Consider the following 21,190-nt stretch of genomic DNA (forward strand, 5'->3'; position numbering starts at 1 on the left):
CACTAAAAGACAGAGCCCTAATCATATGATTAGGGCTTTCTACATTTATTGTATCAATACGCTTAACGTCTCTTAACGTTTTGCCAAACCTTTAGCATTCAGGTAAGGCAATATATGTGGTCTTGATTCACCTGAAAGCTTCCCAGTAATTTGCTGTGACCAGCTTCTCTGTTTTTGATTACTTGAGCGGTGTGAATAGTACGTTTTCATTGTTTCATCGTACGTTTCAACATCCTTTAAATTCAAGGGCTCATACTGGTTTTCGTGCAAGACAACCTGCGCCGGTAATCTAGGTTTCGTTTCTGGGTTTTGATCTGGATGACCTAAACATAAACCAAACAGAACAGCCGTATTCCCTGGCAGCGCAAGAAGTTCATCAACTTGCGCAGCACTGTTACGCAAGCCGCCAATAAACACACCACCTAGTCCCATAGACTCTGCCGCCAATAAACAGTTTTGCGCCATAATGCCTGAATCCACCGCTCCAATAAGAGTGAGTTCGGTAAAATCAGCCTGAACGTCTGGGTTGATGACAACGTGTCTTTGAAAGTCTATACAGAAGATCAAAAACTCAGCGGCACTTTCAACATAACCTTGATTTCCCGCATATTGCGCCAATGCGTGTCGTTTTTCTTTATCTGTAATTCTAATGATGGAAACGGCCTGTAATAAACTTGATGAAGAGGCTGCGAGCCCTGCTTGAATAATAACCTCTAATTGACTCGGCTCTATTGGCTGTTCGGTGTATTTACGAATAGAGCGATGGCCTAAAATGGTTTCAATTGTGCTGTTCATAAGTCTCATACATTCCTTCTGTTTGAAGTGATAATAACGATGTCATAAGAATCCCCATCTGATGGGGATGTTTACATTAGCTATATTTAAACTTTGCGTAAACCAAGATGATCTCAATCTTGAATCACTATTGGCAAATTATAGGCAATCAGAATAACACCTTAACTCTATTGTGGTATGTTGTATAAGCTCACTTTATAACCAACTCCCACACCAAGATACAAGGAGAGATCGGTGGATATTCCAAGTAATACCCTACTTCAAGATTCGTTAGGCACTGCCTACTTTAAAGATTGTCACACTAAGACCATTCCCTATAGCGGCGAAAGCGCTTTTGATATCTACTCACAAATCGCCCAAAAAACCCCGGCTTGGGTTATACGACTCATGGCACTCAGAAATTGGACTGTCTCAAAGCTTGGATTAAAACATCTTGGACAAATGAACGAATTTGATCACGAGAAAACACGTGAAGATTTTAAACCAGGAGACACTATAGGCATTTTCAAAGTTGTGGCTAATTTAGAACATGAAATAGTCATGGAAGATCGTGATAAGCACTTAGATGTACGTTTATCCTTTTTAATTGAGCCAAAAGGTGAACAAGCCATCATTCATGCCACCACCGTCGTTCATGTGCATAATATATGGGGCAAGATTTACATGTTTTTCGTAGCTCCAGTTCATAAAGTTATCGTTCCATCTTCGTTAAAGCAATTAGCCTAGGTAAATAACCATGTTGAATCAGTACTCAGACCTGACTCCAAAAAGGTATAAATATGGTTCATGACCAATTCAATCAACTGTGCCGAGAATTCCCTTCAACGACCCATGTTGTTCAATGGGGTAATTCGGATGTTTGGAAAATTGGCGGTAAAGTTTTCGCGATTGGATTTCGTGATAAGAATGGTCAACCCGCCTACACCTTCAAAACATCACCTCGAAACTTTGAGTTTCTAAGTGAATACAATGGCTATCAACCTGCGCCATACTTTGCTAACCGTGGCATGAAATGGATACAGCAAACGGATACAACAGGATCGTTAGACGAAGAATTAAGATATTATATCTCGGAGTCCTATCGCATAGTTTCATTAGGCTTGAGTAAGCGTAAACAGAAAGAACTAGGCGTAGAGTTTTAGCCATGTATGTTAAGTAAGCGCTATAGAGCTAGCCAACGTTAACCATGATCAAGGGTAGTAAAGTGAAACAATCAATAGTACATATTGCTTTAGTCGTTAAGGATTATGACGAAGCGATTGATTTTTATGTCAACAAATTAAACTTTGAGCTTGTAGAAGATACATATCAGCCAGAACAAGATAAACGCTGGGTTGTGGTATCACCTCCAGGTTCGAATGGCGTAACCCTTTTACTTGCTCGTGCGTCCAAACCAGAACAAGACGAATTCATTGGCAACCAATCTGGTGGTCGCGTTTTCTTATTTCTTAGCACTGATGACTTTTGGCGTGACTACAACCGAATGATCTCCGATGGCATCAAGTTCATTCGGGAACCGCAAGAGCAAGATTATGGAACCGTCGCGGTATTTGAAGATCTCTATGGCAACTTATGGGATCTACTTCAGTTGAACCCTGAACACCCAATGGCATCAAGAAATTAATAGCAAATAAGTTCAGGAAATATGCCTTGGCACACCAAAGGAGAACCTTATGCTAGGAAAGCACCAAGAAGCTTATGGAGCGTTTTATCGCTCGACCCACGATAATGATCACCTAGACACAAAAACTGAGCTATTGGTAGGCTTATCAGCAGCAATGGCAATGAACTGTCTACCTTGCACTCGTTATTATTTAACCCAAGCAAAAAAAGCAGGGATTACTAAAGGCGAGATTTCAGATGTAACGGCAAAGGTAATGGCTGTAGCTGCGGGGCAAAAGAAATTGCAGATGCAAGAGGTGTTGGAAAAATACAAAATCGACCTAGACTCGTTTGAATAGAAGTGTCGCTTAAGCTTGATCGGTGAATGTAAACCACGGAATGGCAGCAAGAGCCAAATAACCACATCACCGTGGCTATTTGGCTAATCATTAATTAGCTTACTCTTGGCTCACTCATTAAGCCTTTGACTAAACACACACAGCCAAGAAGCAAAATGACGGTAAACGGAAGACCTGTCGAGATTGCCATCGCTTGAAGTGCGCCCAATCCACCACCAATAAGTAGTGCAATCGCAACTAACCCTTGAAGGCTACACCAAAAGATTCGTTGTGGAACTGGTGCGTCTACTTTACCGCCTGCTGAAATGGTATCGATAACAAGTGAACCAGAATCAGAAGAAGTAATAAAGAACACAATCACCAATATAATCGCGATAACTGACGTAATCTGAGATAGCGGTAACGTGTCTAGCATTGCGAACAGCTGCACTGGCAACTCAGCATCAGAAATACTATCAAACCCTTGCTGAACTTTGATGATTGCCGTTGTACCAAAAGAGGTAAACCAAAGCGCACACGCCAAAGTTGGAACAACCAATACACATGTCATGAATTCACGGACCGTACGGCCACGAGAAATACGCGCTATGAACATGCCAACAAACGGAGACCAAGAAACCCACCAAGCCCAGTAGAACGCTGTCCAACCTTGACTAAAGTTTGCATCTTCACGACCAAATGGCATTGATAATGCTGGAAGATCTTTTGCATAAGAAAGTAGACTGTCGAAGAAACCTGTCGCAATGGCTAACGTTGGACCGACAATAACAACGAAAATCAACAATAGAGCAGCAAGCCCCATATTGAATTCAGATAAGCGTTTAACGCCAGCGTCTAATCCAGCACAGCATGAAACAACAGCAATGGAGATAATAGCGATAATCAACACCACCTGTGTTGTTACCGAGTTATCGATACCGAACAAATAGTTAAGACCCGCGGCTGCTTGCGCGGCGCCAAATCCTAAAGAAGTAGCTAAACCAAACAGTGTCGTGATAACCGCTAAAATATCAATCACGTGGCCTGTCCAACCCCAAACTCTTTCACCAAAGATAGGATAAAAAACAGATCGCATCGTTAACGGTAAGCCTTTATTAAAAGCAAAGATCGCTAAGCTTAGAGCCAAAACAGCATAGATAGACCACGCGTTCAAACCCCAGTGAAAGATAGTCGCTGACATGCCAAGGCTTTGTGCCGCGACCATATCGCCAGCAGCTGCGCCAATCGGAGCCCAGTCAGTTCTCACGCCATCTTCGATAACGATGCCGCCAAGAGCTGCATTATAGTGACCAAGCGGCTCAGCTACGCCGTAGAACATCAGCGCTATGCCCATCCCAGCGGCAAATAACATTGATATCCACGCTTTATAGGAATAGTCAGGCGTTGCTTCTGTACCGCCAATGCGAACTTTACCTAGTGGTGAAACCAATAGACCAAGACACACTAGTATAAAAATATTGCCCGCGAGTAATAGAAACCAATCAACTTTGGAGGTAACCCAATTTCTTAGGTCGTTAAATAGTGTGCCGGCTTGCTCCCCAAGAGCGAGGGTAAACAGAACAAAAAGCACAATGGATATAGCGGAGATGAGAAAGACTCGGTTATGGATGTCTAAACCAAATGGGCCGACTTTAAGTGCGATATTATCTTGACCTAATTGATAGTCGGTTGAAATTGCTGATACTTTGCCATCAGGAGACATCATGTCGTTACTAATAAGTAACTCCTTAGTTATTGCCATAGGAATAAAAGCACTTATTTCTTTGAGTGCTTCTAAAGTGAACCGAGCAGAATTACTCCATTCACTGAAATTGTTCTAATCACGTACATATCGCCTTTATTCAGCTTGGCAATATTTAATCAATATCTAGCCAGACTTATTTTTTCGTAAGCACCGGCATCTAATAAGGATGATATTGAATATGTCTGCATGACTTAAAATGGGCAACTATTCCACTAAGCTCTACTACCTTAATTGGAGGAGCAAAGAATAATTTGCGCCGTATTCTAGTGTAATAAACCTACACTGCCTAATCTAAAGTCGTTACAAAAGGTGTTCCCAAAAAGGTTTTTCCTTAGATAACACCACTCAAAACCAATGCTATCTCATTGTATTTACTAGCAATACAATCCAGATCGAAAATTAAATAGAATGAAAAGCAACTGTACCCTGTCGCTTCATAATTCAGGAAATGTCATTAAACAGCTTAAGGTTCATACAAGAAAAATATAAATAGAAGTGATTATAGATGTGTGACAAAAAGAAAAAGGCAGCATAAGCCGCCTAATTTTGTTTATAGAAGACAATTACAGAGTTACATCATATAAACCTGTAATGTATTGATAATTTCATAGAGCTTCATTTCGCCAGCTTTGGTAAATGTCCAAGCATAAAGCGATACGTTCAACACAACGGTTGCCCAAAAGCCATACCGAAAACTCGTACCGATGCTTTTATGCCTTAAAAACGACTGGGCCAAAGCAGCACCAGGCCACCCACCCAAAATAGCTAGAGTATGAAGGAAAATTTCAGGCATTCGAGTATGCTTATCTATCGTAGCTGACCGATCATAAAGATAGACAAGATAAGTAACAGAGCTAAGAAACGCATAATACAATAGCGCAATCGAAGGATAATGAAGCAGCCACACAGCCGATCCCAATATAGTGATAAACCAGACAGTGACCGCCAAAGAAAAACTAAATATTACTGGCCGTTCGATTTCTTTCGCAATAAACGAGCCGTGAACATCTTTCGTTAACGTAAAATGCACCCGTTCATTTAAACGAGGCCTTTGACTGTGACCAGACAGGTCAGAGAGATGAAATAAAATACGTGGTGCTTGCCTGTCAACCGAGATGAAACCGTAGCCCTTAATATCATCCCACTCAGCAATTTTACCTACTATAGACATAGTAACTTCCCCTACAAGCATTGATCGCCCAACGCTTGCTCCTTCCTAAACCAATGACGTATTCGACACCAATTTCGATCACCTTTAGGCAATTCTTGATTTATGGCTAATTATCGAACTGTATTGAGCTTAGGTTGCATATTCAACTATAGGCAAGCTTCTAGCACAATTTTTTACCCATTCTCTACTGACACGTTCTGACACACGCAACTCGTATGATTGTTTTGAACGCAACACAATCTAACTAAATAAGGACATAACATGAGTCAAGTAATTGAAATGGTCAGCTTTAACCTTCTATCTACTTCTAACGAACAAGAATTTATTCAAGCTTCTGAAAAGAGCCAAGCTTTTGTTTCTACCCTGCCTGGTTTTTTATACCGCTCACTTAGCCACAATGAAGAAAGTGGTCACTGGACTGACACGGTTTATTGGAAATCGATGGAAGAAGCAAAATCTGCAGGAGAGCAATTTATGAATTGCCCTGATTGTCAGCCTCTTATGTCACTGATTGACCCTGAATCAGTAGATATGAAGCACCAAGTGATTAAAATGAGTTCATGCCAAGGGTAGGCAGCGAGAGAATAACAATGAATAGGGATTGAAATGAGTAAATCAGAACGATTATTTGAACTACTGACTCTACTACGCTCTAAGCGCTTCGCAACCACTGCCGCGCAGCTCGCTGAGACAATGGAAGTCAGTGAACGTACCATTTATCGTGATATTCAATCCCTGATCAGCTCCGGTGTACCCATACATGGAGAGGCGGGGGTCGGTTATGTACTGCAAGCTGGCTCTCACCTACCACCGCTTATGTTTACTGAAAAAGAGATGATGGCACTTGAACTTGGCATGAGAATGGTCAGAGCATGGTCAGACGAAGAGCTCGCCAATGCATCACGAAGCGCCTCTGCTAAAATACTTTCCGTGTTGCCAGATAAACTCAAACAACAAGTCGAATCTTTTCCTATTCTAGTACCCGATTATCACATTCAAACCGATACGGCGAAACGGGGGCAATTGCTTCGCCACGCAACCGATGAACGGCATAAAGTCTCAATGTTATATACCGCAGAGAACGGCTCTAAAACCGAACGGGTGTTGCAGCCATTAGGACAGATATTTTGGGGTAAGAACTGGACGCTTGTCGCGTGGTGTGAGCTTAGGGATGATTATCGTCATTTTCGTTTGGATAGAATTGAATCTTTGGCTGTATTAGAAGAGGGATTTGAAACTAGTGATTCCAAATCCCTTACTCATTATATTGCCCAGTACTCACCGCCTGATTAAACTTAGCTAGTTTTCAAACTTTAATGGTAATCGATAAAAGCGAACCTGAAGATTATAGGTTCCACCTGTCACATCAAACAAAACATCGTACTTCATCTAGTTGCGGTACACTTCTATTTGGAACTATATTTTTATACATCAGCTCCAACCCACCAAAAAAGAACCAAAAAATCACCAAACTCTGACAAAAGCATTTCAAACTGTTTCTGAGCGCTCATTTCCAATATACAAATAATTGCACTATGGATATCATCGCCCCCACAAAAATACCATTCGGTATAAATATAATTAAGTAGTGGGTTGTAAATGAAAAAGTCAGTATTCATGAGTCTATTTTTGGTTCCTTGTAGCATTAATGCAATGACCGCATTTGATACACGAAGTGTTGGTATGGGGGGGACAGGTGTTGCTTCCGCTAACTTTCTTACATCTAGCTTCCACAACCCGGCTCTAGCTGCAAAGGATCAACAAGATCATGGATTTGGTTTTATCCTACCGATGGTGGGTGCGCGCGTTCATGATGGCGATGACACCATTGATAAACTCGATAGCTTCATCGATTTAGATGACAAACTACAACTCAACCCAAGTGATCAACAATTACTTCAAGAATGGCGACAAGCTATGCGCTCTTTGGACAAAGGGGTGGTTAATGTTGAAGCGAACGTAGGTATGGCCGTTGCTATTCCAAACAGTGTGTTAAGTACGAATTTCTTCACTAAAGGTCAAGTCTCTGTTGTTTCGGCTATAATGGTTGATCAACGGGACTTGGCGGCAGCTGACCCAACGCAAGATGAGCTCTTTTCAAGCGCTCAGTCAGCGGGAGGAGCAGTCTTGGATATTGGTTTGACTTTCGCTAGAGAAATACAATGGGGAGAGCATGCGTTTCTTCTAGGGTTCTCACCAAAGTTTCAGCAGATCTATGCACTGAATTACGTCGAATCATTAAGCGATATGGAAGATAGTTCATTTGAGTGGGATGAAGATTATACTGAAAAATCCGGATTCAACATGGATTTCGGATTGTCTTATGATCTAACAGAAAAAACTAACATTGGCTTTACTGCTCGTAACCTAATTAGTCATGAATTACGTACTAACGAACTCTATGGCCAATCGGCAACTTTTCTCGTTGAACCCGAGTATGTACTAGGGATTAATTACGATCGAAACTGGGTTCGGCTTGCTGCAGATTTTGATCTAAATAGTAAGCAATATTTGAAAGAGTTTGATTATAAAACTCAGTACGCTCGTTTTGGTGCTGAGCTTGATGCTTGGGGTTGGGCTCAGTTTCGAACCGGCTACATGCATAGCTTGACTGATCACGCTGATGACCTAATTTCGGTAGGGCTTGGCTTTAGACCATGGGGAGTGCTTGGTCTTGATATCGCAGCACAAGCAGGAAGTGACAATAATTACGGTGTTTCTGCTCAGCTTGCATTTACCTACTAGTCAGTAGAAATAAATTAGCGAGTAAGAATAAGAAAAAATAGCGCCGAATGTCATTGACTCAATACTCGGTGCTATTTCTTTTAATTCGCCTTCTAATCTAGAAGTATACTCTTAAGCTGATGCAGAGAATTCACCGTATAATGTGGTTTAACGTCACTAGAAGCTAGGCTATCTGCTGCGTTTAACCAGCATGTCTCGATACCAAAATTAATACCACCAACAATATCAGAATGAAGGTTATCACCCACCATTAGAACCTTGGATTTACACGGGTTCCCCATACGTTCCAATGCATGCGAGAAAATACCCAAGTCAGGTTTCGCGATGCCCACTTCTTCAGAGATCACTACATGTTCAAAATATTCCGTCATGCCCGTACGTTCCAAACGAATCGCTTGAAGCTCGGTAAAACCATTAGTGATGATGCCCATTTTTGCCTTACCAGACAAAGCATTCATGAGTTCTTTGGCCCCAGGCAACAACGTGCAGATGTCTGCCATCGCTTCTAAGAACGCTGAGTTAAGCTCTGCTGTTGTCGTATTTAGCTTTTCAGCCCACGATTCGAAACGCGTATGCTTTAGCTGATGTGCGGTAATATCACCGTTTTGATAGTCAACCCAAAGTGGCTTATTAACCTGTTGATACACAGCGTAATCTTGCTTAGTAAAATCTACGCCTTTGCGCGAAAACATCAGCTGCATCCCTTTAAAGGCATCAAAATGAAACAGGGTCTCGTCAGCGTCAAATAAAATCCAATCGTACTTCATGGTTGCTCCTATTATGTCTGTCAGCAAGTGTAATCATTTTATAAAAGGATGTAATCAAACTTTGCTAGAACATCTGCAGCCCATTTCAACTTGACGCATACCTAATTTTGAATTAATTAATCTGTTACTCAATAATGAGATTGGTAATTTCCTGTTGTACTCACTAGACTTTAAATGAGGGTAAACGGTTGTTAACAAGAGGATACCAGAATTGAAATATGTCTCTCCTTTACAACCTGCAAAGGAAAATCACAGTAAACACGCCTATTTCCCCCTAGAGTTTTTTGATGAGCTATCTAAAGCCAAAACTCTTGGCGACATACTTCATAGCACTTCCTATTGGATCAAACAGATTTTTCACTCTGACCGCGTCAGTATTGCTTTGCACAAAGAGCCTGAGTTCCTTTCGTTATTCGCGTTAAGTGGCAATGAAGCAATTCCACTTGAACGACCTATTCCAATAGAAAACACTATGGTTGGACGTGTTTTTGCTAACGAAAAGCTGGCTATTTGCAATGATACCAGTAGCGAAACACTGCTAGATTGTCAGTGGTTAGCCGAAGGTGGCCTACTCTCATGTATGGACGCACCACTGGTTAGTAATGATAAGTGTTTTGGTACGATTAATATTGGACACCAAGATAAACACCATTTTAATGATCAAGATGCACGTGTTCTCTCAAGCTTAGTCAGTTGGATCGCCTCTCAGATAAGCGTGCAGGAACAAATTGTTAAGATGGAAAGCTTGGTTAATATTGACGTGTTAACTGGGATTATGAATCGACGCGCTTTCTTTGAAGCAACCCAACTTATCAATGATAAACCGAGAGCGTTTGATAAAAACCATGCTTTATTAATTATCGATATCGATCACTTCAAACTACTCAACGATAAACATGGGCATTTAGGTGGGGATGAAGTACTTATTGCAATGGCAAAACAAATCCAAAAGATAAAACGTAAAAACGATCTGTTCGCGAGAATTGGAGGAGAAGAGTTTGTTTTGTTACTCAGTAACATTACTGAAGAAGAAGCGGCAACACTTGCTGACAAATACCGACAATCGATTGAAGAAATGGTTGTCTATTTCAAAGAACAACAGCTCCACTGTACGATTAGCATCGGTATATCTACCCCTAAGGACACAGATGCCAATTTCACCGATGTTTTGGCGCGCGCAGATTCAGCACTCTATCAAGCCAAAAACTCGGGGCGTAATCGAGTCTGTTGCTATGCTGAAAAACAATAACTGAAATAAGTACTGAACAACCTATATTACCTAGTACTTTACCGGCTTCGCTAATGTTATATCCCCAACAGCGGAAACAAAGCAATTGTAAAGGGGATCACCGCAACAGAGGTTAGAAAACTAATTAGCCAGACTGTATTGGCTAGGCTCTTATCTAAATCATAAAGCACCGACGGGAGTACTGACATAAATGCCGTGGGCATAACAGCAAGCAATAGACACACCCGAGCAAGATCCCCTTGATATACACTCCAGAGATCGAATAGAGAAATCAATGTCATCACGACGATAACAGAAAGCGTTGAGCGCATGATCGAAGAAAATATACCAAGCTTTATCCACTTTCCTCCACCAATTATATTGAATGTCATACCGACAGCCATGATCATTAAAAAACTGCTTAAAGGAACGGTTAGCTGAATAATGTCAGTAAATATCGTAGGGCGAGCTATTTGGGATTGATTCATGAGGATACCCAAGATGACCGCACCAATAGCGATGATGAAAATAGGATCCTTCCAAAATCGAGTCTTTTCGTCCCCGGTTACAGAGCTGGTTCGCCCTAATGTTCGTGAATAGGGAAATGCCCATCCAAAATAGATTAACTCTTCACACAATTTAAACAAAGCAAGCAGAGCAACCCCATTCTCACCTATGGTGACAAATACAATAAGATTTCCCAGTGCACCTAAATTGTAGAAAGTGGTGACGGGAAGAAGCGCACCAAACTGATGATCCGTTAGCTGAAAATAACGGCGATAAATAAACCCAACTGCCGCACCAACACCAATAACAGCAGCACCAATCAACGGTAAGTAGATAAGCTGAGCGGTAATACTCGGCATTTGCCAGAGTGAACTTAAAACACTGAATGGAATTAAAAAGAATAATGAAGATTTAGAAAATAGAATACTCACTTTTCGGCTATGATTTGGGTTCTTTTTTTGAAAAACCAGACCTAATAAAAAGCCAATGACAACAATAACTAAAGCCCAAACTATACCCATAACAACGGCAACATCTCAGTGAGATATGAGTTAACAGTGACACTATTAACTCATCAAGAATTCTATTTAACGACAATCTATTGATCGACAGTCCACTGACCAACAGTCCGTTGATAAGCGATCCATCGTTCAACAAAGTTACACAACGATCACTTCAACACCTGAAGATTCAAATTGTTGCTTCATTTCCGTTGATATTCCACTATCAATGACCAGCGTATTAATGCGTGATACATCAAGTACCTTATTAAAACCGATGCGTCCAAGTTTTGAAGAATCCACAACAGCAATGACTTTTTGTACGCACTTTGCCATGACGTCAGTAATCGCAAAGCCTTCATTGAAAGTCGTAATTCCTTTGCTAGGGTCAATACCATCAGCACCGACAAACAACACATCCGCCTGAACACCTTCTAGGCATTGAGCGGCTTGATATCCGTGAAGTGATTTTGTCTTAGCGCGATACGTGCCACCGACAATGACCAAAGTCGTATCTTGCGCTTCCATCAGAGCTGAAGATGCTGCTAAATTATTGGTAATAATAGTGTAACCACCTTCGCCAGCCAATTGCTCGGCAACCAAGTGAGTTGTACTACCGCTATCCATAATGATGGAATCGCCTTTTGATACAAGGTCAGCCGCAGCTTGAGCAATTTTGCTTTTTGAATCTTTGTTCATGTCATAGCGACTGTCTAACTGAACTTCATCATCATTTTGAGTTAGAGGCAGAGAGTTGATAGATTGAGCACCGCCAAAAAACCGCTTTAGTTTGCCTTGTTTCTCTAAGTTCTTTAAATCGGCTCGAAGTGTCACTTCAGACGTCTTAAACAGTGTCGACAACTCCTTAACGGACACCTGCTCTTGTGTCTTCAGAAGTTCGAGGATTTTCTCTTTACGTTTTAATGGATTCATTTACCAACCTTACAATTTCAATCATCAAACTTTCGTTTCATTTCGATTCTAAGCGATTACAGTCCACTTCAACATGACCTGAAGCAAACTGCAATCTAATTAGGCAAATTCTAACTTTATAATGACTTAATCGACGTTCATTTAGTAATGGTACCGTCTAAGTCCCACAAATCTTCCCATCCTTTAGCACCTTGCCAAAGAAATACTTGACCTTTAATGAGTCGATTGTCTGCATCTATTTTCGAGATATCTCTCATCTCTTGATCAGTAAGCGGATTTTCCGTTGCACATTTTAAATTCGAAACATATTCACTCTCTCTAACCGAGAAAGGAATCGGAACATGGCCACGCTGAACTGCCCATTTCAAGCAAACAATCGCAGGATGCACACCAAGTCGTTTCGCTGCATTAACGATCACCGGGTGCTCAGTATCAACTAAATCATTTTCAGTTTTGTCACGATCAGGCCTTGATGGAGAACCAATAGGGCAAAATCCAACAGGTACAATCTGGTTTTCTGTCAAATAGTCGTAGAGGTCTTGCTGTTGAAACAGAGGGTGACACTCCATTTCATTGACTGAAGGAAGAACCCGAGCATCACGCAACAATAGCTCCATTTTAGGGATGGTCATATTAGATGTACCAATCGCCTTAACGAGCCCCATATCAACCAGCTGCTCCATTTGACGCCATGTTTTCATAAACTCATCATGAATATAAGGTGTTGCGTCTGCGCTGCGAGAATCAACATCACAACCAATTGGGTGGAAATTAGGGAATGGCCAATGAACTAAATAGAGATCTAGATAATCTACCTGCAAATCAGCCAGCGTTTTTTTACAAGCATTAATCACATCATCATGCTGATCATTCCAAACTTTAGAGGTGACAAAGAACGCTTCTCTTGGCAGGTTTAAATCCGCCATTGCATCACTCAGCACCTTACCAATTTGGTCTTCATTGCCATAGATTGAAGCGCAATCTAAGAATCGATAACCCGCTTTGAGAGCGCCCATGACCGCTTCTGAAACCTGCTCTGCAGTAAATCTATCTGAACCAAATGTTCCAAGACCAATCGCAGGCATAATCGCACCGGTACGCAATGTTTTGGTTGGTACTTTGTTAATGTCGACCGTGCGCTCAAGTGTTGATAAAGACATTGTATTTCTCCATGTGTCCCCCTTTACCTAAGCAAAGGGGGAAGTCCTATTAGTAAAGTACTGCTTGTGCCTTTTTGCTGTCGATATTGTCTTGTGTTACATAGACAACACCCGTATCGATAAACGGTTCTGGTTTTTTACCATTTAAGATTTCTGCTACTGTTACTACACCCATGAAGCCCATACCGTATGAAGACTGAACTACTGCGCCATCAAGAACTCCATCACGAATGAACTTTTGGATGTCGGCGTTACCGTCAAAAGCAACCGCTACGATGCGACCTGTGTAACCACGTTGTTCAATTGCACGAGCCATGCCTACTGCCGTTGGTTCATTTGAGCCAAAGATACCGACTAAATCTTCATTTGATGCCAACACATCAACGGTTTGGTTTAACGCTGTAACCATGTCAGCATTTGAGTAGAACGGGCCAACAACCTCATAGCCAGCTGCTTCAATTGTTTCTTGGAATCCGCCGTCACGGTCAATCGCTGAACCAGAACCTGCGGTATAGCTCATCATTGCAACTTTACCTTTTTTGCCATCTAGCGCTTTAATCATTTTAAGAGCTGCTAATTTACCAGCCGCACGATTATCGGTAGATAAGAAAGCTTGGTGATATTTATCATCATCGTTTAGACCTGAATCTATCAGAGCAACCGGTACACCACGCTCCCACGCTGCTTTTAGTGCTGGAACCAAGGCATTAGGATCCGTTGGAGCTATAACAAGGCCTGCTACACCACGGTTCAAAGCATTTTGAATCATGTTAACTTGCTCATCCACGGCCGTTTCAGCAGCTGGTCCTTGGAAAGTAATGTTGTAGTCATCCAGTCCATTGGCCGCATCAACTGACCCCCCTTTCACGTTTTGCCAGAAATTTGAGTTTTCTGTTTTAACAACAACTGCAATTTCCTTTTGAGCGGCAGTAGCGTCAGCTGACACACCAGAAAAAGTGATTGCAAGTCCCATAGCAGCAAGCGTAGCTAATTTATTAACTTTCATATTATCTCCATCCGTTTTGGATTTTTTTGTCGTGTTTTTTGTAGGTTGTTTTACAGTCGTTGTTCTATGCATACGGTATTGGTCGTATGCAACGGTAGCGATAATCACACCACCAATGACTATTTGTTGAACGAAGAAACTCACTCCATTCATGTTCAGACCGTTGCGTAATACACCAATAATGAATGAGCCAATAACTGCACCGGTTACAGTACCAACTCCGCCCATTAATGATGTTCCCCCCACAACGGCTGATGCGATTGCGTCTAACTCAGCCATAACAGAACCATTGGGTTGTGCGGTGACAAGTCGACTAGCAATAATGACGCCTGCAAGTCCTGCAAGCATGCCTGATGCCATATAAGCAGCAGTCTTAACTTTTTGAGTATCAATGCCCGATAGGCGAGCAGCTTCTTCATTTGAACCTATTGCATACAGATAGCGTCCTAGACGCATTTTGGTTAGCAAGAATGAAAACGCAGCCACAACTAACAGCATGACGATAACTGGATACGGAATGCCCGCAAACTTCACAATAGGAAATCCATTAGCACCCATTTCAACCACTCGAAATAGTGCGCCATTACCTAAGTATGAAAAGGATTCTGGCATTCCTGAAACTGGCGCTGCATTGGTGATGTACAGTGCGACACCACGTGCAATCATCATCATTCCAAGAGTGGCAATAAAAGGAGGAAGACGAAGCTTTGAAACACATAGCCCATTCAATAGACCACAAAATGTCCCTGTTGCTACACCCACAGCCATACCAAGTGGCACAGGTAAGCCTGCGTTAACCGCGATACCCGCAGTCACGCCAGAAAGAGCCATCACAGAGCCAATCGACAGATCAATCCCGCCAGTCAGAATGGTTAGCATGACACCGATGCCAATAATGGTAATCGTCGACGTTTGTAGACCAACCGTCATAATGTTATTCATTGTCAGAAAGTACGGGCTTGAAAAAGAGAAGGCGATGATCAATGCAAGCAATCCCCCCACCGAAGCCAGTTTCTGTAGCAAAGCTTTATGTTGTTCGCTCATTAGATAGCCTCCTCAAGTAAAGGGAACATGTTTTTCACTCCTGTTGCGTACTGCATAATTTCCTCCTGAGATGTATCAGCGGTATTTAGCATCGCTGTCATCTCTCCTTCCTTCATTACAATGACTCTGTCAGACATGCCCAGTACTTCTGGTAGCTCAGACGAAATCATAATGACGCCGACTCCTTGGCAAGCTAGCTCATCCAACAACTCATAAATCGCGTATTTTGCGCCAACATCAATTCCGCGTGTTGGTTCATCAAAAATCATTACTTTGGCATCTCTAAATAACCATTTCCCGATCACCACTTTTTGCTGATTACCACCTGAAAGGTTGCCAACAATCTGCTCAACGGTTGGGGTTTTGATGGCCATCTTATCGATATATTGCTTTGCAGCATCGGTTTCAGATTTTGTTGAAATAATACCTAAACGGCTGCTTACTTTATCCATTGACGCCATGGTCGTATTTTCACGAATCGACATTTTTACTGCGACGCCATTGAGCTTTCTATCTTCAGAGAGATACGCCACACCCGCTTTTATTGCATCAGATGGGGTCTTAATCGTCTTTTTCTCGCCGTGAACAAAAAGCTCACCATCTGACAGACGGTCAGCTCCAAACAGTGCTCTTGCAAGTTCAGTTCTTTTCGCTCCCACAAGTCCTGTTATTGCGAGAATTTCACCTTTACGTAAGTCGAAATTAAGCGGCTTAAATACACCATAGCGAGTGACATTCATTGCCGATAAGATCATTTCATCGGTCACCACGGCTTTTTTTTCAGGAAAGTGATTATCAAGGGAGCGCCCTACCATTTTGGCAATGATGTCATCCATGGAAATCTCACTAAACCGATGATTAGAGACATACTGGCCATCACGGAAGATGGTGATATGGTCGCAAATACGTTTTAATTCATCCATTCGATGAGAGATATATACGATTGCCACACCACGCGATTTCAGCTTCTCAACCAACACAAATAGAGCATCAATTTCTCGATCAGTTAAGGCAGATGTTGGCTCATCCATTATTAGGATTTCAACATCAAAGCTAAGCGATTTAGCAATTTCAACCATCTGCTGTTTCGCCACAGATAGCGTGTTTACGATGTCCGTTGGTTTGACATCAATATCAAACATATCAAGCAATTTACTCGCCTCATGGCACATGGTTTTATAGTCTACTAATCCATGCTTAAGGGGCTCTCGTGCAAAAAAGATATTTTCAGCCACCGACAAGTGAGGTATTAGATTAAGCTCTTGAAATATCATGGATATCCCTGCTTTTTGTGCATCTAACACTGAGCTATATTCAATACTTTTACCTTGATAGGTGATATGCCCTTCATCGGCTTTATGTACACCAATCAATACTTTCATTAGAGTAGACTTACCCGCTCCGTTCTCACCCATTAGGGCGTGAACTTCACCAGCACGAAGCTGAAAATTGACATCTTTTAGAGCTTGCACGCCCGTAAATGCCTTAGAGATTCCACTCATTGTTAATATTGGACTACACATAACTATTCCTTAGTTTGTCGGAGTCACGCCTTTCTTGAGAATTAAATTCCCGTACTTTCTAGTCGTGCCCGTTACTACCACACAACTTGCTTTTTTTGCTCGTTCATAAAACGCAAAGCGCTCAATAAATGAAATTTCGGTGCCTACGGGTAAATTGGCAACATACTCTTCAACAAGCCCTTCAGGGTGAACATCATCACCAACGGTTTGCATCATGACGGCCTTATCGACTACATACTGGTCTAGCTCGATAAGATCCGTAATCGCATTGGCAAGATCAGAAACTTCACAGCCTCTGGCTTGCAGAACATTGTTATTAAATGAATGAGCAGGGAAATGAATATCCGACAATATCACTTCATCTCCGTGGCCCATTTTGGCCAGTATGTATAAAAGCTCTGGCTCTATTATTGAGTTGACATTTTTAAGCATCACATTGATTCCTTATAAACGACCTGCACTTCCGCATATATCGATCTTCTGGCGAATAACACTTGCCATCGCCTTTTTTGCTTCTACGTTATATATGCGTGGATCATTGACTGATGGGTCGTTGGCAAACACTTCTTTTAATGTGTTTGCATAGGCAATTTTAAGTTCGGTAGCTACATTAACTTTGGTAATTCCCATTGAGACACAACGAGATACATCATCTGCTGAAATGCCTGACGCCCCATGAAGAACGAGAGGAATAGAAACCACTTTGGCAATCGCCGCGAGTCGTTCGAAATCGAGTTTAGGCTCTTCTTTATAAAGACCGTGCGCAGTACCAATCGCAACGGCCAATGAGTCAATACCCGTTTTGGCAACAAACTCTGCAGCCTGCATAGGATCTGTATATGGCTCGTCAACCGACTCAATAATCAGGTCATCTTCTTGGCCCACTAATTGGCCTAATTCCGCCTCAACACTGCAGCCGTAACGATGACATAATTCAACGGCATGTTTAGTGATAGAAATATTATTTAAGAATGATTCATGTGACCCATCAATCATTACTGAACGTATACCTGCCTGTATCTTTACTTCAATATCATCAATGCTCGTATGATGATCTAGATGCAATGCCACTTGCATATCTCTATCCCTTGCCGCAGCGGTCACTAAAGCAACTAATTCCGGTGTTCCTGCGTATTGATACGTTGATGGCGTACCCGCTAAAATAACAGGAGAATTCATCTCTTTTGCTGTATCTAGTACACAGTGCACTGATTCCAGATTATGAATATTAAAAGCAGGAACCGCGTACCCATACTTTTGAGCGTGCTCTAATAAAAATTTAGTGTGTGTAAGGCTCATTACTGTTGGCTCCAATCTAATAGGATTTTTCCTGATGGGCTTTGCCCTTGCAGTTCGGTTACTCGTTCAACAAAATTATTTGGGCTATATAGACCATCAATTAAAGCGTCGGTTTTTATCAAACCACATGAAAATAGGCTCTCAGCGAGTTCCCATTCTTTTCCTGGGTAAGGTGCTGAGTAGTTCATCCAACTGCCGAATAGCTTCAGTTCTTTACGAAGTATTTGACCAAACTCTTGATGAGACATTGTAAGGTCATGATGTAACGTTCCTATAAGAGCAATGGTCGCTTTTGGTTTTGCTATGCTTATGCACAGTTTTACCGTTTGTGGGTTACCGGCCGTCTCTAATATCAGCTGAGCTCCATGGGGAGTCTCTATATTATTGGCTAATGCCGTTCCCTCTTCTGTACCCGAGTTAATAACAAAGTCAGCCCCCATCGACATCGCTTTTTCTAACTTAGATTGATCAATGTCGATAGCTGTTACACTCACTGCACCCAGTGCTTTTGCTGCTTGAACTGCTAGTAGACCAATCGTTCCAACGCCAACGATAACTACGTTTTTTCCTTCACATCCATCAGCCATCAAAATTGGATGAAGGCTAACGGTTAACGGCTCAAAAAATGCGGCATCTTGAGATGTCACATCATCAGCAAGCTTAAAGCAGCACTTGCTTGGAACCTTTACATACTGAGCGTTACCGCCTTGAATACGCGAACCAATAAAGCTGTAATTTGGACATAAGCTGTAGTTGCCTTCATTACACTGTTCACATTCACCACAAGGAATGAGCGGGGCACACGCTATGCGATCTCCAACTTTTAGATCAGCGACTCCTTTTCCTATTTCTATAATCTCCCCCGAGAATTCGTGCCCTAGAACGATGGGATAAAAATGAGCCCCATCATAGAAAATACGTGGAAGATCTGAACCACATAATCCAGAGAAGTGCACCTTCACAATTACCGAATTGTCTTCAACTTCCGGTTGTGCGATGTGGGCGACCTCAAGTTTTTTGTTTGATTTAACCGCGATACTTAGCATTCAAACGACCCTTACCCTTAACTTAGTTTCATAACTTTATTTTATCTTTCGATTTCTTACTACTTTATGTACAATACCTTTCGAAAGCCAACGTAATATTACGAATATTAATGTTGGATCACAAAAACAATCAAATTAGTAACAAATGGATGGAATCAAAGAATGTACATTGGAATAGATTGCGGCACGCAAGGGACCAAGGCAGTCCTGTGGGATGAAGGGCACGTTTTAAATACTGCTTATACACCACATAAACTTGCACAAGACTCGACAGGAAAGAGAGAGCAAGCCCCGCAGGACTGGCTTGAAGCGATGTATAACTCAATAAGGCTTGCATTTAAAGGCTTTGAAAGTGGCAAGAGGTCCTTAAAAGGTATCGGTATTTCTGGGCAACAACATGGCTTAGTGCTACTCGATAAAAATGACCAAATCATCTGTGATGCACTGCTTTGGTGTGACACTAGGCCTGAAAACGAACTGAAAGAGTTTGAAAGATTTCATAATACTGAAATAAATGAAAGACTCGGAATTCAAGTCCCCGTTGCTTTCACCATCGCAAAATTACTCTGGGTAAAGCGAAATAACCCATCCGCCTTCTCACGCATACACAAAATTATGCTGCCTCATGACTACCTTAATTACTGTTTAACAGGGCGTTATGCTATAGAGTCTGGTGATGCATCAGGAACAGGTTGGTTTAATACCCATACTAAATCAATCGATCATGAGCTACTTTCATATATAGATTTACCAACAAGTTATCAAACACCTGAAGTGGTTTCATCAGAAGCGGTGTTCGGAACGTTAATGCCTAATATTTGTGCCAGTCTAGGATTAAGCCCAAGCGTTATTGTATCGAGTGGTGGTGGCGATAATATGATGGCAGCCATTGGTACCGGAAATGTAGACCAAGGTATGTTAACGGTTAGCTTAGGCACATCTGGAACCGCTTTCGCTCACACTCATAATCAGGTTGATAGCAGGAGATTTCCGGATCTTAATGCGTTCTGCTCCTCTACTAATGGCTATTTACCACTAGTGAGTACCATGAATGTCACTACTGCGAATAATCAAATTCTTGATTTAATTGGCAAAGGCATTGCAGATTTTGACACATTATTAGACAGCGCTCCTATTGGTTCGCAAGATCTACTCTCGCTCCCTTTTTACAATGGAGCGAGACTTCCCAATGTACCCAGTGCAAAAGGTGCATTGCTGAATATATCTGCATCAAACCTGACACAACAAAACCTAGTTAGGTCAACTGTTGAAGGGGTAACTTATAATCTTGCTCGAGGCATAGACGTGCTAAAACAGTCCGGGGTCGAATTTAACCGTGCTTGCGTTATAGGTGGTGGCGCGAACAGTAGAGTATGGCGCCAAATGATTTCTGATGTAACAAACCTTGAGCTTATTACTCCTCTATCAACAGAAGCAGCAGCTATTGGTGGTGCATTACAAGCCTATTGGACAAAAGAGAATGATGGGGCCAATAAACTCGACATATCGACAGTCTGTGAAAAATTTGTCGAGTTTGATGAATCCAAAACGATTAGACCGAATCAAAACAATCACATTCAATACAAAGCACTTTCAACTCAATACAACCGTCTTGTCGATCACTACCTAGACAGTAATTTCCCGAGTTAAGTGAATCCCTTCGTTGGCTAATAGACTCATCAATAGCGAGACAAAGACTAAATAAAAACACCCAATGAAATAGCATTGGGTGTTTTTTAGGTCTCTAATTAGAATGCAGCG

The 21,190-nt window shown here is 41.8% G+C and carries 21 protein-coding genes; 9 read left to right on the forward strand and 12 right to left on the reverse strand.

Annotation, left to right across the window (positions count from 1 at the left end):
* Nucleotides 1-72 precede the first annotated feature (72 nt).
* Entirely contained in the window at nucleotides 73-795 is a 723-nt protein-coding gene (gene nfsA, locus L4C54_RS07145) for an oxygen-insensitive NADPH nitroreductase (RefSeq protein ID WP_428807627.1), read from the reverse strand.
* A 234-nt stretch (nucleotides 796-1,029) separates the two neighbouring features.
* Here nfsA and L4C54_RS07150 point away from each other — a divergent pair, with 234 nt between their 5' ends.
* From L4C54_RS07150 to L4C54_RS07165, 4 genes are all read left to right on the forward strand, one after another.
* Nucleotides 1,030-1,521 (forward strand): DUF2867 domain-containing protein, encoded by a 492-nt coding sequence (locus tag L4C54_RS07150; protein ID WP_428807628.1) that lies wholly within the window; start codon nucleotides 1,030-1,032, stop codon nucleotides 1,519-1,521.
* Between the two features lie 53 nt (nucleotides 1,522-1,574).
* Complete coding sequence (locus L4C54_RS07155; protein WP_428807629.1) at nucleotides 1,575-1,937, forward strand: MmcQ/YjbR family DNA-binding protein; 363 nt, start codon at nucleotides 1,575-1,577, stop codon at nucleotides 1,935-1,937.
* A 62-nt stretch (nucleotides 1,938-1,999) separates the two neighbouring features.
* Nucleotides 2,000-2,419, forward strand: a complete 420-nt coding sequence (locus L4C54_RS07160; protein WP_428799886.1) for a VOC family protein — start codon at nucleotides 2,000-2,002, stop codon at nucleotides 2,417-2,419.
* A gap of 49 nt (nucleotides 2,420-2,468) precedes the next feature.
* Nucleotides 2,469-2,756 (forward strand): carboxymuconolactone decarboxylase family protein, encoded by a 288-nt coding sequence (locus L4C54_RS07165; RefSeq protein WP_428799885.1) that lies wholly within the window; start codon nucleotides 2,469-2,471, stop codon nucleotides 2,754-2,756.
* 94 nt (nucleotides 2,757-2,850) lie between these two features.
* On the opposite strand, the gene L4C54_RS07170 is transcribed toward L4C54_RS07165, so the two are convergent.
* A complete protein-coding gene (locus L4C54_RS07170) occupies nucleotides 2,851-4,497 on the reverse strand; it encodes a BCCT family transporter (RefSeq protein ID WP_428807630.1) in 1,647 nt (548 codons plus the stop codon).
* Between the two features lie 574 nt (nucleotides 4,498-5,071).
* Nucleotides 5,072-5,671: a DUF1294 domain-containing protein gene (locus L4C54_RS07175; RefSeq protein WP_428799883.1), complete on the reverse strand. Its 600-nt coding sequence runs from the start codon at nucleotides 5,669-5,671 to the stop codon at nucleotides 5,072-5,074.
* Nucleotides 5,672-5,932: 261 nt separating this feature from the next.
* Here L4C54_RS07175 and L4C54_RS07180 point away from each other — a divergent pair, with 261 nt between their 5' ends.
* The 3 genes from L4C54_RS07180 to L4C54_RS07190 all read left to right on the forward strand — a co-directional run bounded on the left by L4C54_RS07180 (nucleotide 5,933) and on the right by L4C54_RS07190 (nucleotide 8,416).
* Complete coding sequence (locus tag L4C54_RS07180; RefSeq protein WP_428807631.1) at nucleotides 5,933-6,244, forward strand: hypothetical protein; 312 nt, start codon at nucleotides 5,933-5,935, stop codon at nucleotides 6,242-6,244.
* A 33-nt stretch (nucleotides 6,245-6,277) separates the two neighbouring features.
* Complete coding sequence (locus tag L4C54_RS07185) at nucleotides 6,278-6,964, forward strand: helix-turn-helix transcriptional regulator (RefSeq protein WP_428807632.1); 687 nt, start codon at nucleotides 6,278-6,280, stop codon at nucleotides 6,962-6,964.
* 306 nt (nucleotides 6,965-7,270) lie between these two features.
* Nucleotides 7,271-8,416 (forward strand): conjugal transfer protein TraF, encoded by a 1,146-nt coding sequence (locus L4C54_RS07190; protein ID WP_428807633.1) that lies wholly within the window; start codon nucleotides 7,271-7,273, stop codon nucleotides 8,414-8,416.
* A gap of 92 nt (nucleotides 8,417-8,508) precedes the next feature.
* Here the strand turns inward: L4C54_RS07190 and yjjG are convergent, their stop codons facing one another.
* Nucleotides 8,509-9,183 carry a pyrimidine 5'-nucleotidase gene (gene yjjG, locus L4C54_RS07195; RefSeq protein WP_428807634.1) on the reverse strand — a complete coding sequence of 225 codons (675 nt, stop codon included), beginning with the start codon at nucleotides 9,181-9,183 and terminating at the stop codon, nucleotides 8,509-8,511.
* 211 nt (nucleotides 9,184-9,394) lie between these two features.
* Between yjjG and L4C54_RS07200 the strand changes: the two genes are divergently transcribed.
* The gene (locus tag L4C54_RS07200) at nucleotides 9,395-10,432 is read left to right on the forward strand and encodes a sensor domain-containing diguanylate cyclase (protein ID WP_428807635.1); all 1,038 of its coding nucleotides are present in this window, start codon (nucleotides 9,395-9,397) and stop codon (nucleotides 10,430-10,432) included.
* A 56-nt stretch (nucleotides 10,433-10,488) separates the two neighbouring features.
* On the opposite strand, the gene L4C54_RS07205 is transcribed toward L4C54_RS07200, so the two are convergent.
* The 8 genes from L4C54_RS07205 to L4C54_RS07240 form a co-directional block, all read right to left on the reverse strand.
* On the reverse strand, nucleotides 10,489-11,439 hold the full coding sequence (locus L4C54_RS07205; protein WP_428807636.1) for an AEC family transporter: 951 nt from the start codon (nucleotides 11,437-11,439) through the stop codon (nucleotides 10,489-10,491).
* A 138-nt stretch (nucleotides 11,440-11,577) separates the two neighbouring features.
* Nucleotides 11,578-12,351, reverse strand: a complete 774-nt coding sequence (locus L4C54_RS07210; protein ID WP_428799876.1) for a DeoR/GlpR family DNA-binding transcription regulator — start codon at nucleotides 12,349-12,351, stop codon at nucleotides 11,578-11,580.
* Between the two features lie 137 nt (nucleotides 12,352-12,488).
* Nucleotides 12,489-13,511: an aldo/keto reductase gene (locus L4C54_RS07215; RefSeq protein WP_428807637.1), complete on the reverse strand. Its 1,023-nt coding sequence runs from the start codon at nucleotides 13,509-13,511 to the stop codon at nucleotides 12,489-12,491.
* Between the two features lie 49 nt (nucleotides 13,512-13,560).
* Nucleotides 13,561-15,561 carry a substrate-binding domain-containing protein gene (locus L4C54_RS07220; protein ID WP_428807638.1) on the reverse strand — a complete coding sequence of 667 codons (2,001 nt, stop codon included), beginning with the start codon at nucleotides 15,559-15,561 and terminating at the stop codon, nucleotides 13,561-13,563.
* Nucleotides 15,561-17,084 carry a sugar ABC transporter ATP-binding protein gene (locus L4C54_RS07225; protein WP_428807639.1) on the reverse strand — a complete coding sequence of 508 codons (1,524 nt, stop codon included), beginning with the start codon at nucleotides 17,082-17,084 and terminating at the stop codon, nucleotides 15,561-15,563. The genes L4C54_RS07220 and L4C54_RS07225 overlap by 1 nt, the downstream gene beginning before the upstream one ends.
* A gap of 9 nt (nucleotides 17,085-17,093) precedes the next feature.
* Nucleotides 17,094-17,516 carry an L-fucose mutarotase gene (gene fucU / locus L4C54_RS07230; RefSeq protein WP_428807640.1) on the reverse strand — a complete coding sequence of 141 codons (423 nt, stop codon included), beginning with the start codon at nucleotides 17,514-17,516 and terminating at the stop codon, nucleotides 17,094-17,096.
* 12 nt (nucleotides 17,517-17,528) lie between these two features.
* The gene (gene gatY / locus L4C54_RS07235; protein ID WP_428807641.1) at nucleotides 17,529-18,383 is read right to left on the reverse strand and encodes a tagatose-bisphosphate aldolase subunit GatY; all 855 of its coding nucleotides are present in this window, start codon (nucleotides 18,381-18,383) and stop codon (nucleotides 17,529-17,531) included.
* On the reverse strand, nucleotides 18,383-19,429 hold the full coding sequence (locus L4C54_RS07240; RefSeq protein ID WP_428807642.1) for an alcohol dehydrogenase catalytic domain-containing protein: 1,047 nt from the start codon (nucleotides 19,427-19,429) through the stop codon (nucleotides 18,383-18,385). Before L4C54_RS07240 ends, gatY begins: the two co-directional genes overlap by 1 nt.
* A 162-nt stretch (nucleotides 19,430-19,591) precedes the next feature.
* Here L4C54_RS07240 and xylB point away from each other — a divergent pair, with 162 nt between their 5' ends.
* Complete coding sequence (xylB, locus tag L4C54_RS07245; protein WP_428807643.1) at nucleotides 19,592-21,079, forward strand: xylulokinase; 1,488 nt, start codon at nucleotides 19,592-19,594, stop codon at nucleotides 21,077-21,079.
* Nucleotides 21,080-21,190 lie beyond the last annotated feature (111 nt).

The sequence above is a fragment of the Vibrio lamellibrachiae genome (assembly GCF_050337265.1).
In the GTDB taxonomy this organism is placed as follows: Bacteria; Pseudomonadota; Gammaproteobacteria; order Enterobacterales; family Vibrionaceae; genus Vibrio; species Vibrio kyushuensis.

What these genes read in the sequence shown, in the direction of transcription:
- L4C54_RS07170 (WP_428807630.1), bottom strand. Translation starts at nt 4,497, where the DNA reads ATGGCAATAACTAAGGAGTTACTTATTAGTAACGACATGATGTCTCCT.
- yjjG (WP_428807634.1), bottom strand. Translation starts at nt 9,183, where the DNA reads ATGAAGTACGATTGGATTTTATTTGACGCTGACGAGACCCTGTTTCAT.
- L4C54_RS07210 (WP_428799876.1), bottom strand. Translation starts at nt 12,351, where the DNA reads ATGAATCCATTAAAACGTAAAGAGAAAATCCTCGAACTTCTGAAGACA.
- L4C54_RS07220 (WP_428807638.1), bottom strand. Translation starts at nt 15,561, where the DNA reads ATGAGCGAACAACATAAAGCTTTGCTACAGAAACTGGCTTCGGTGGGG.
- L4C54_RS07205 (WP_428807636.1), bottom strand. Translation starts at nt 11,439, where the DNA reads ATGGGTATAGTTTGGGCTTTAGTTATTGTTGTCATTGGCTTTTTATTA.
- L4C54_RS07190 (WP_428807633.1), top strand. Translation starts at nt 7,271, where the DNA reads ATGAAAAAGTCAGTATTCATGAGTCTATTTTTGGTTCCTTGTAGCATT.
- L4C54_RS07180 (WP_428807631.1), top strand. Translation starts at nt 5,933, where the DNA reads ATGAGTCAAGTAATTGAAATGGTCAGCTTTAACCTTCTATCTACTTCT.
- L4C54_RS07185 (WP_428807632.1), top strand. Translation starts at nt 6,278, where the DNA reads ATGAGTAAATCAGAACGATTATTTGAACTACTGACTCTACTACGCTCT.
- L4C54_RS07165 (WP_428799885.1), top strand. Translation starts at nt 2,469, where the DNA reads ATGCTAGGAAAGCACCAAGAAGCTTATGGAGCGTTTTATCGCTCGACC.
- L4C54_RS07225 (WP_428807639.1), bottom strand. Translation starts at nt 17,084, where the DNA reads ATGTGTAGTCCAATATTAACAATGAGTGGAATCTCTAAGGCATTTACG.
- L4C54_RS07175 (WP_428799883.1), bottom strand. Translation starts at nt 5,671, where the DNA reads ATGTCTATAGTAGGTAAAATTGCTGAGTGGGATGATATTAAGGGCTAC.
- xylB (WP_428807643.1), top strand. Translation starts at nt 19,592, where the DNA reads ATGTACATTGGAATAGATTGCGGCACGCAAGGGACCAAGGCAGTCCTG.
- fucU (WP_428807640.1), bottom strand. Translation starts at nt 17,516, where the DNA reads ATGCTTAAAAATGTCAACTCAATAATAGAGCCAGAGCTTTTATACATA.
- gatY (WP_428807641.1), bottom strand. Translation starts at nt 18,383, where the DNA reads ATGAGCCTTACACACACTAAATTTTTATTAGAGCACGCTCAAAAGTAT.
- nfsA (WP_428807627.1), bottom strand. Translation starts at nt 795, where the DNA reads ATGAACAGCACAATTGAAACCATTTTAGGCCATCGCTCTATTCGTAAA.
- L4C54_RS07240 (WP_428807642.1), bottom strand. Translation starts at nt 19,429, where the DNA reads ATGCTAAGTATCGCGGTTAAATCAAACAAAAAACTTGAGGTCGCCCAC.
- L4C54_RS07215 (WP_428807637.1), bottom strand. Translation starts at nt 13,511, where the DNA reads ATGTCTTTATCAACACTTGAGCGCACGGTCGACATTAACAAAGTACCA.
- L4C54_RS07155 (WP_428807629.1), top strand. Translation starts at nt 1,575, where the DNA reads ATGGTTCATGACCAATTCAATCAACTGTGCCGAGAATTCCCTTCAACG.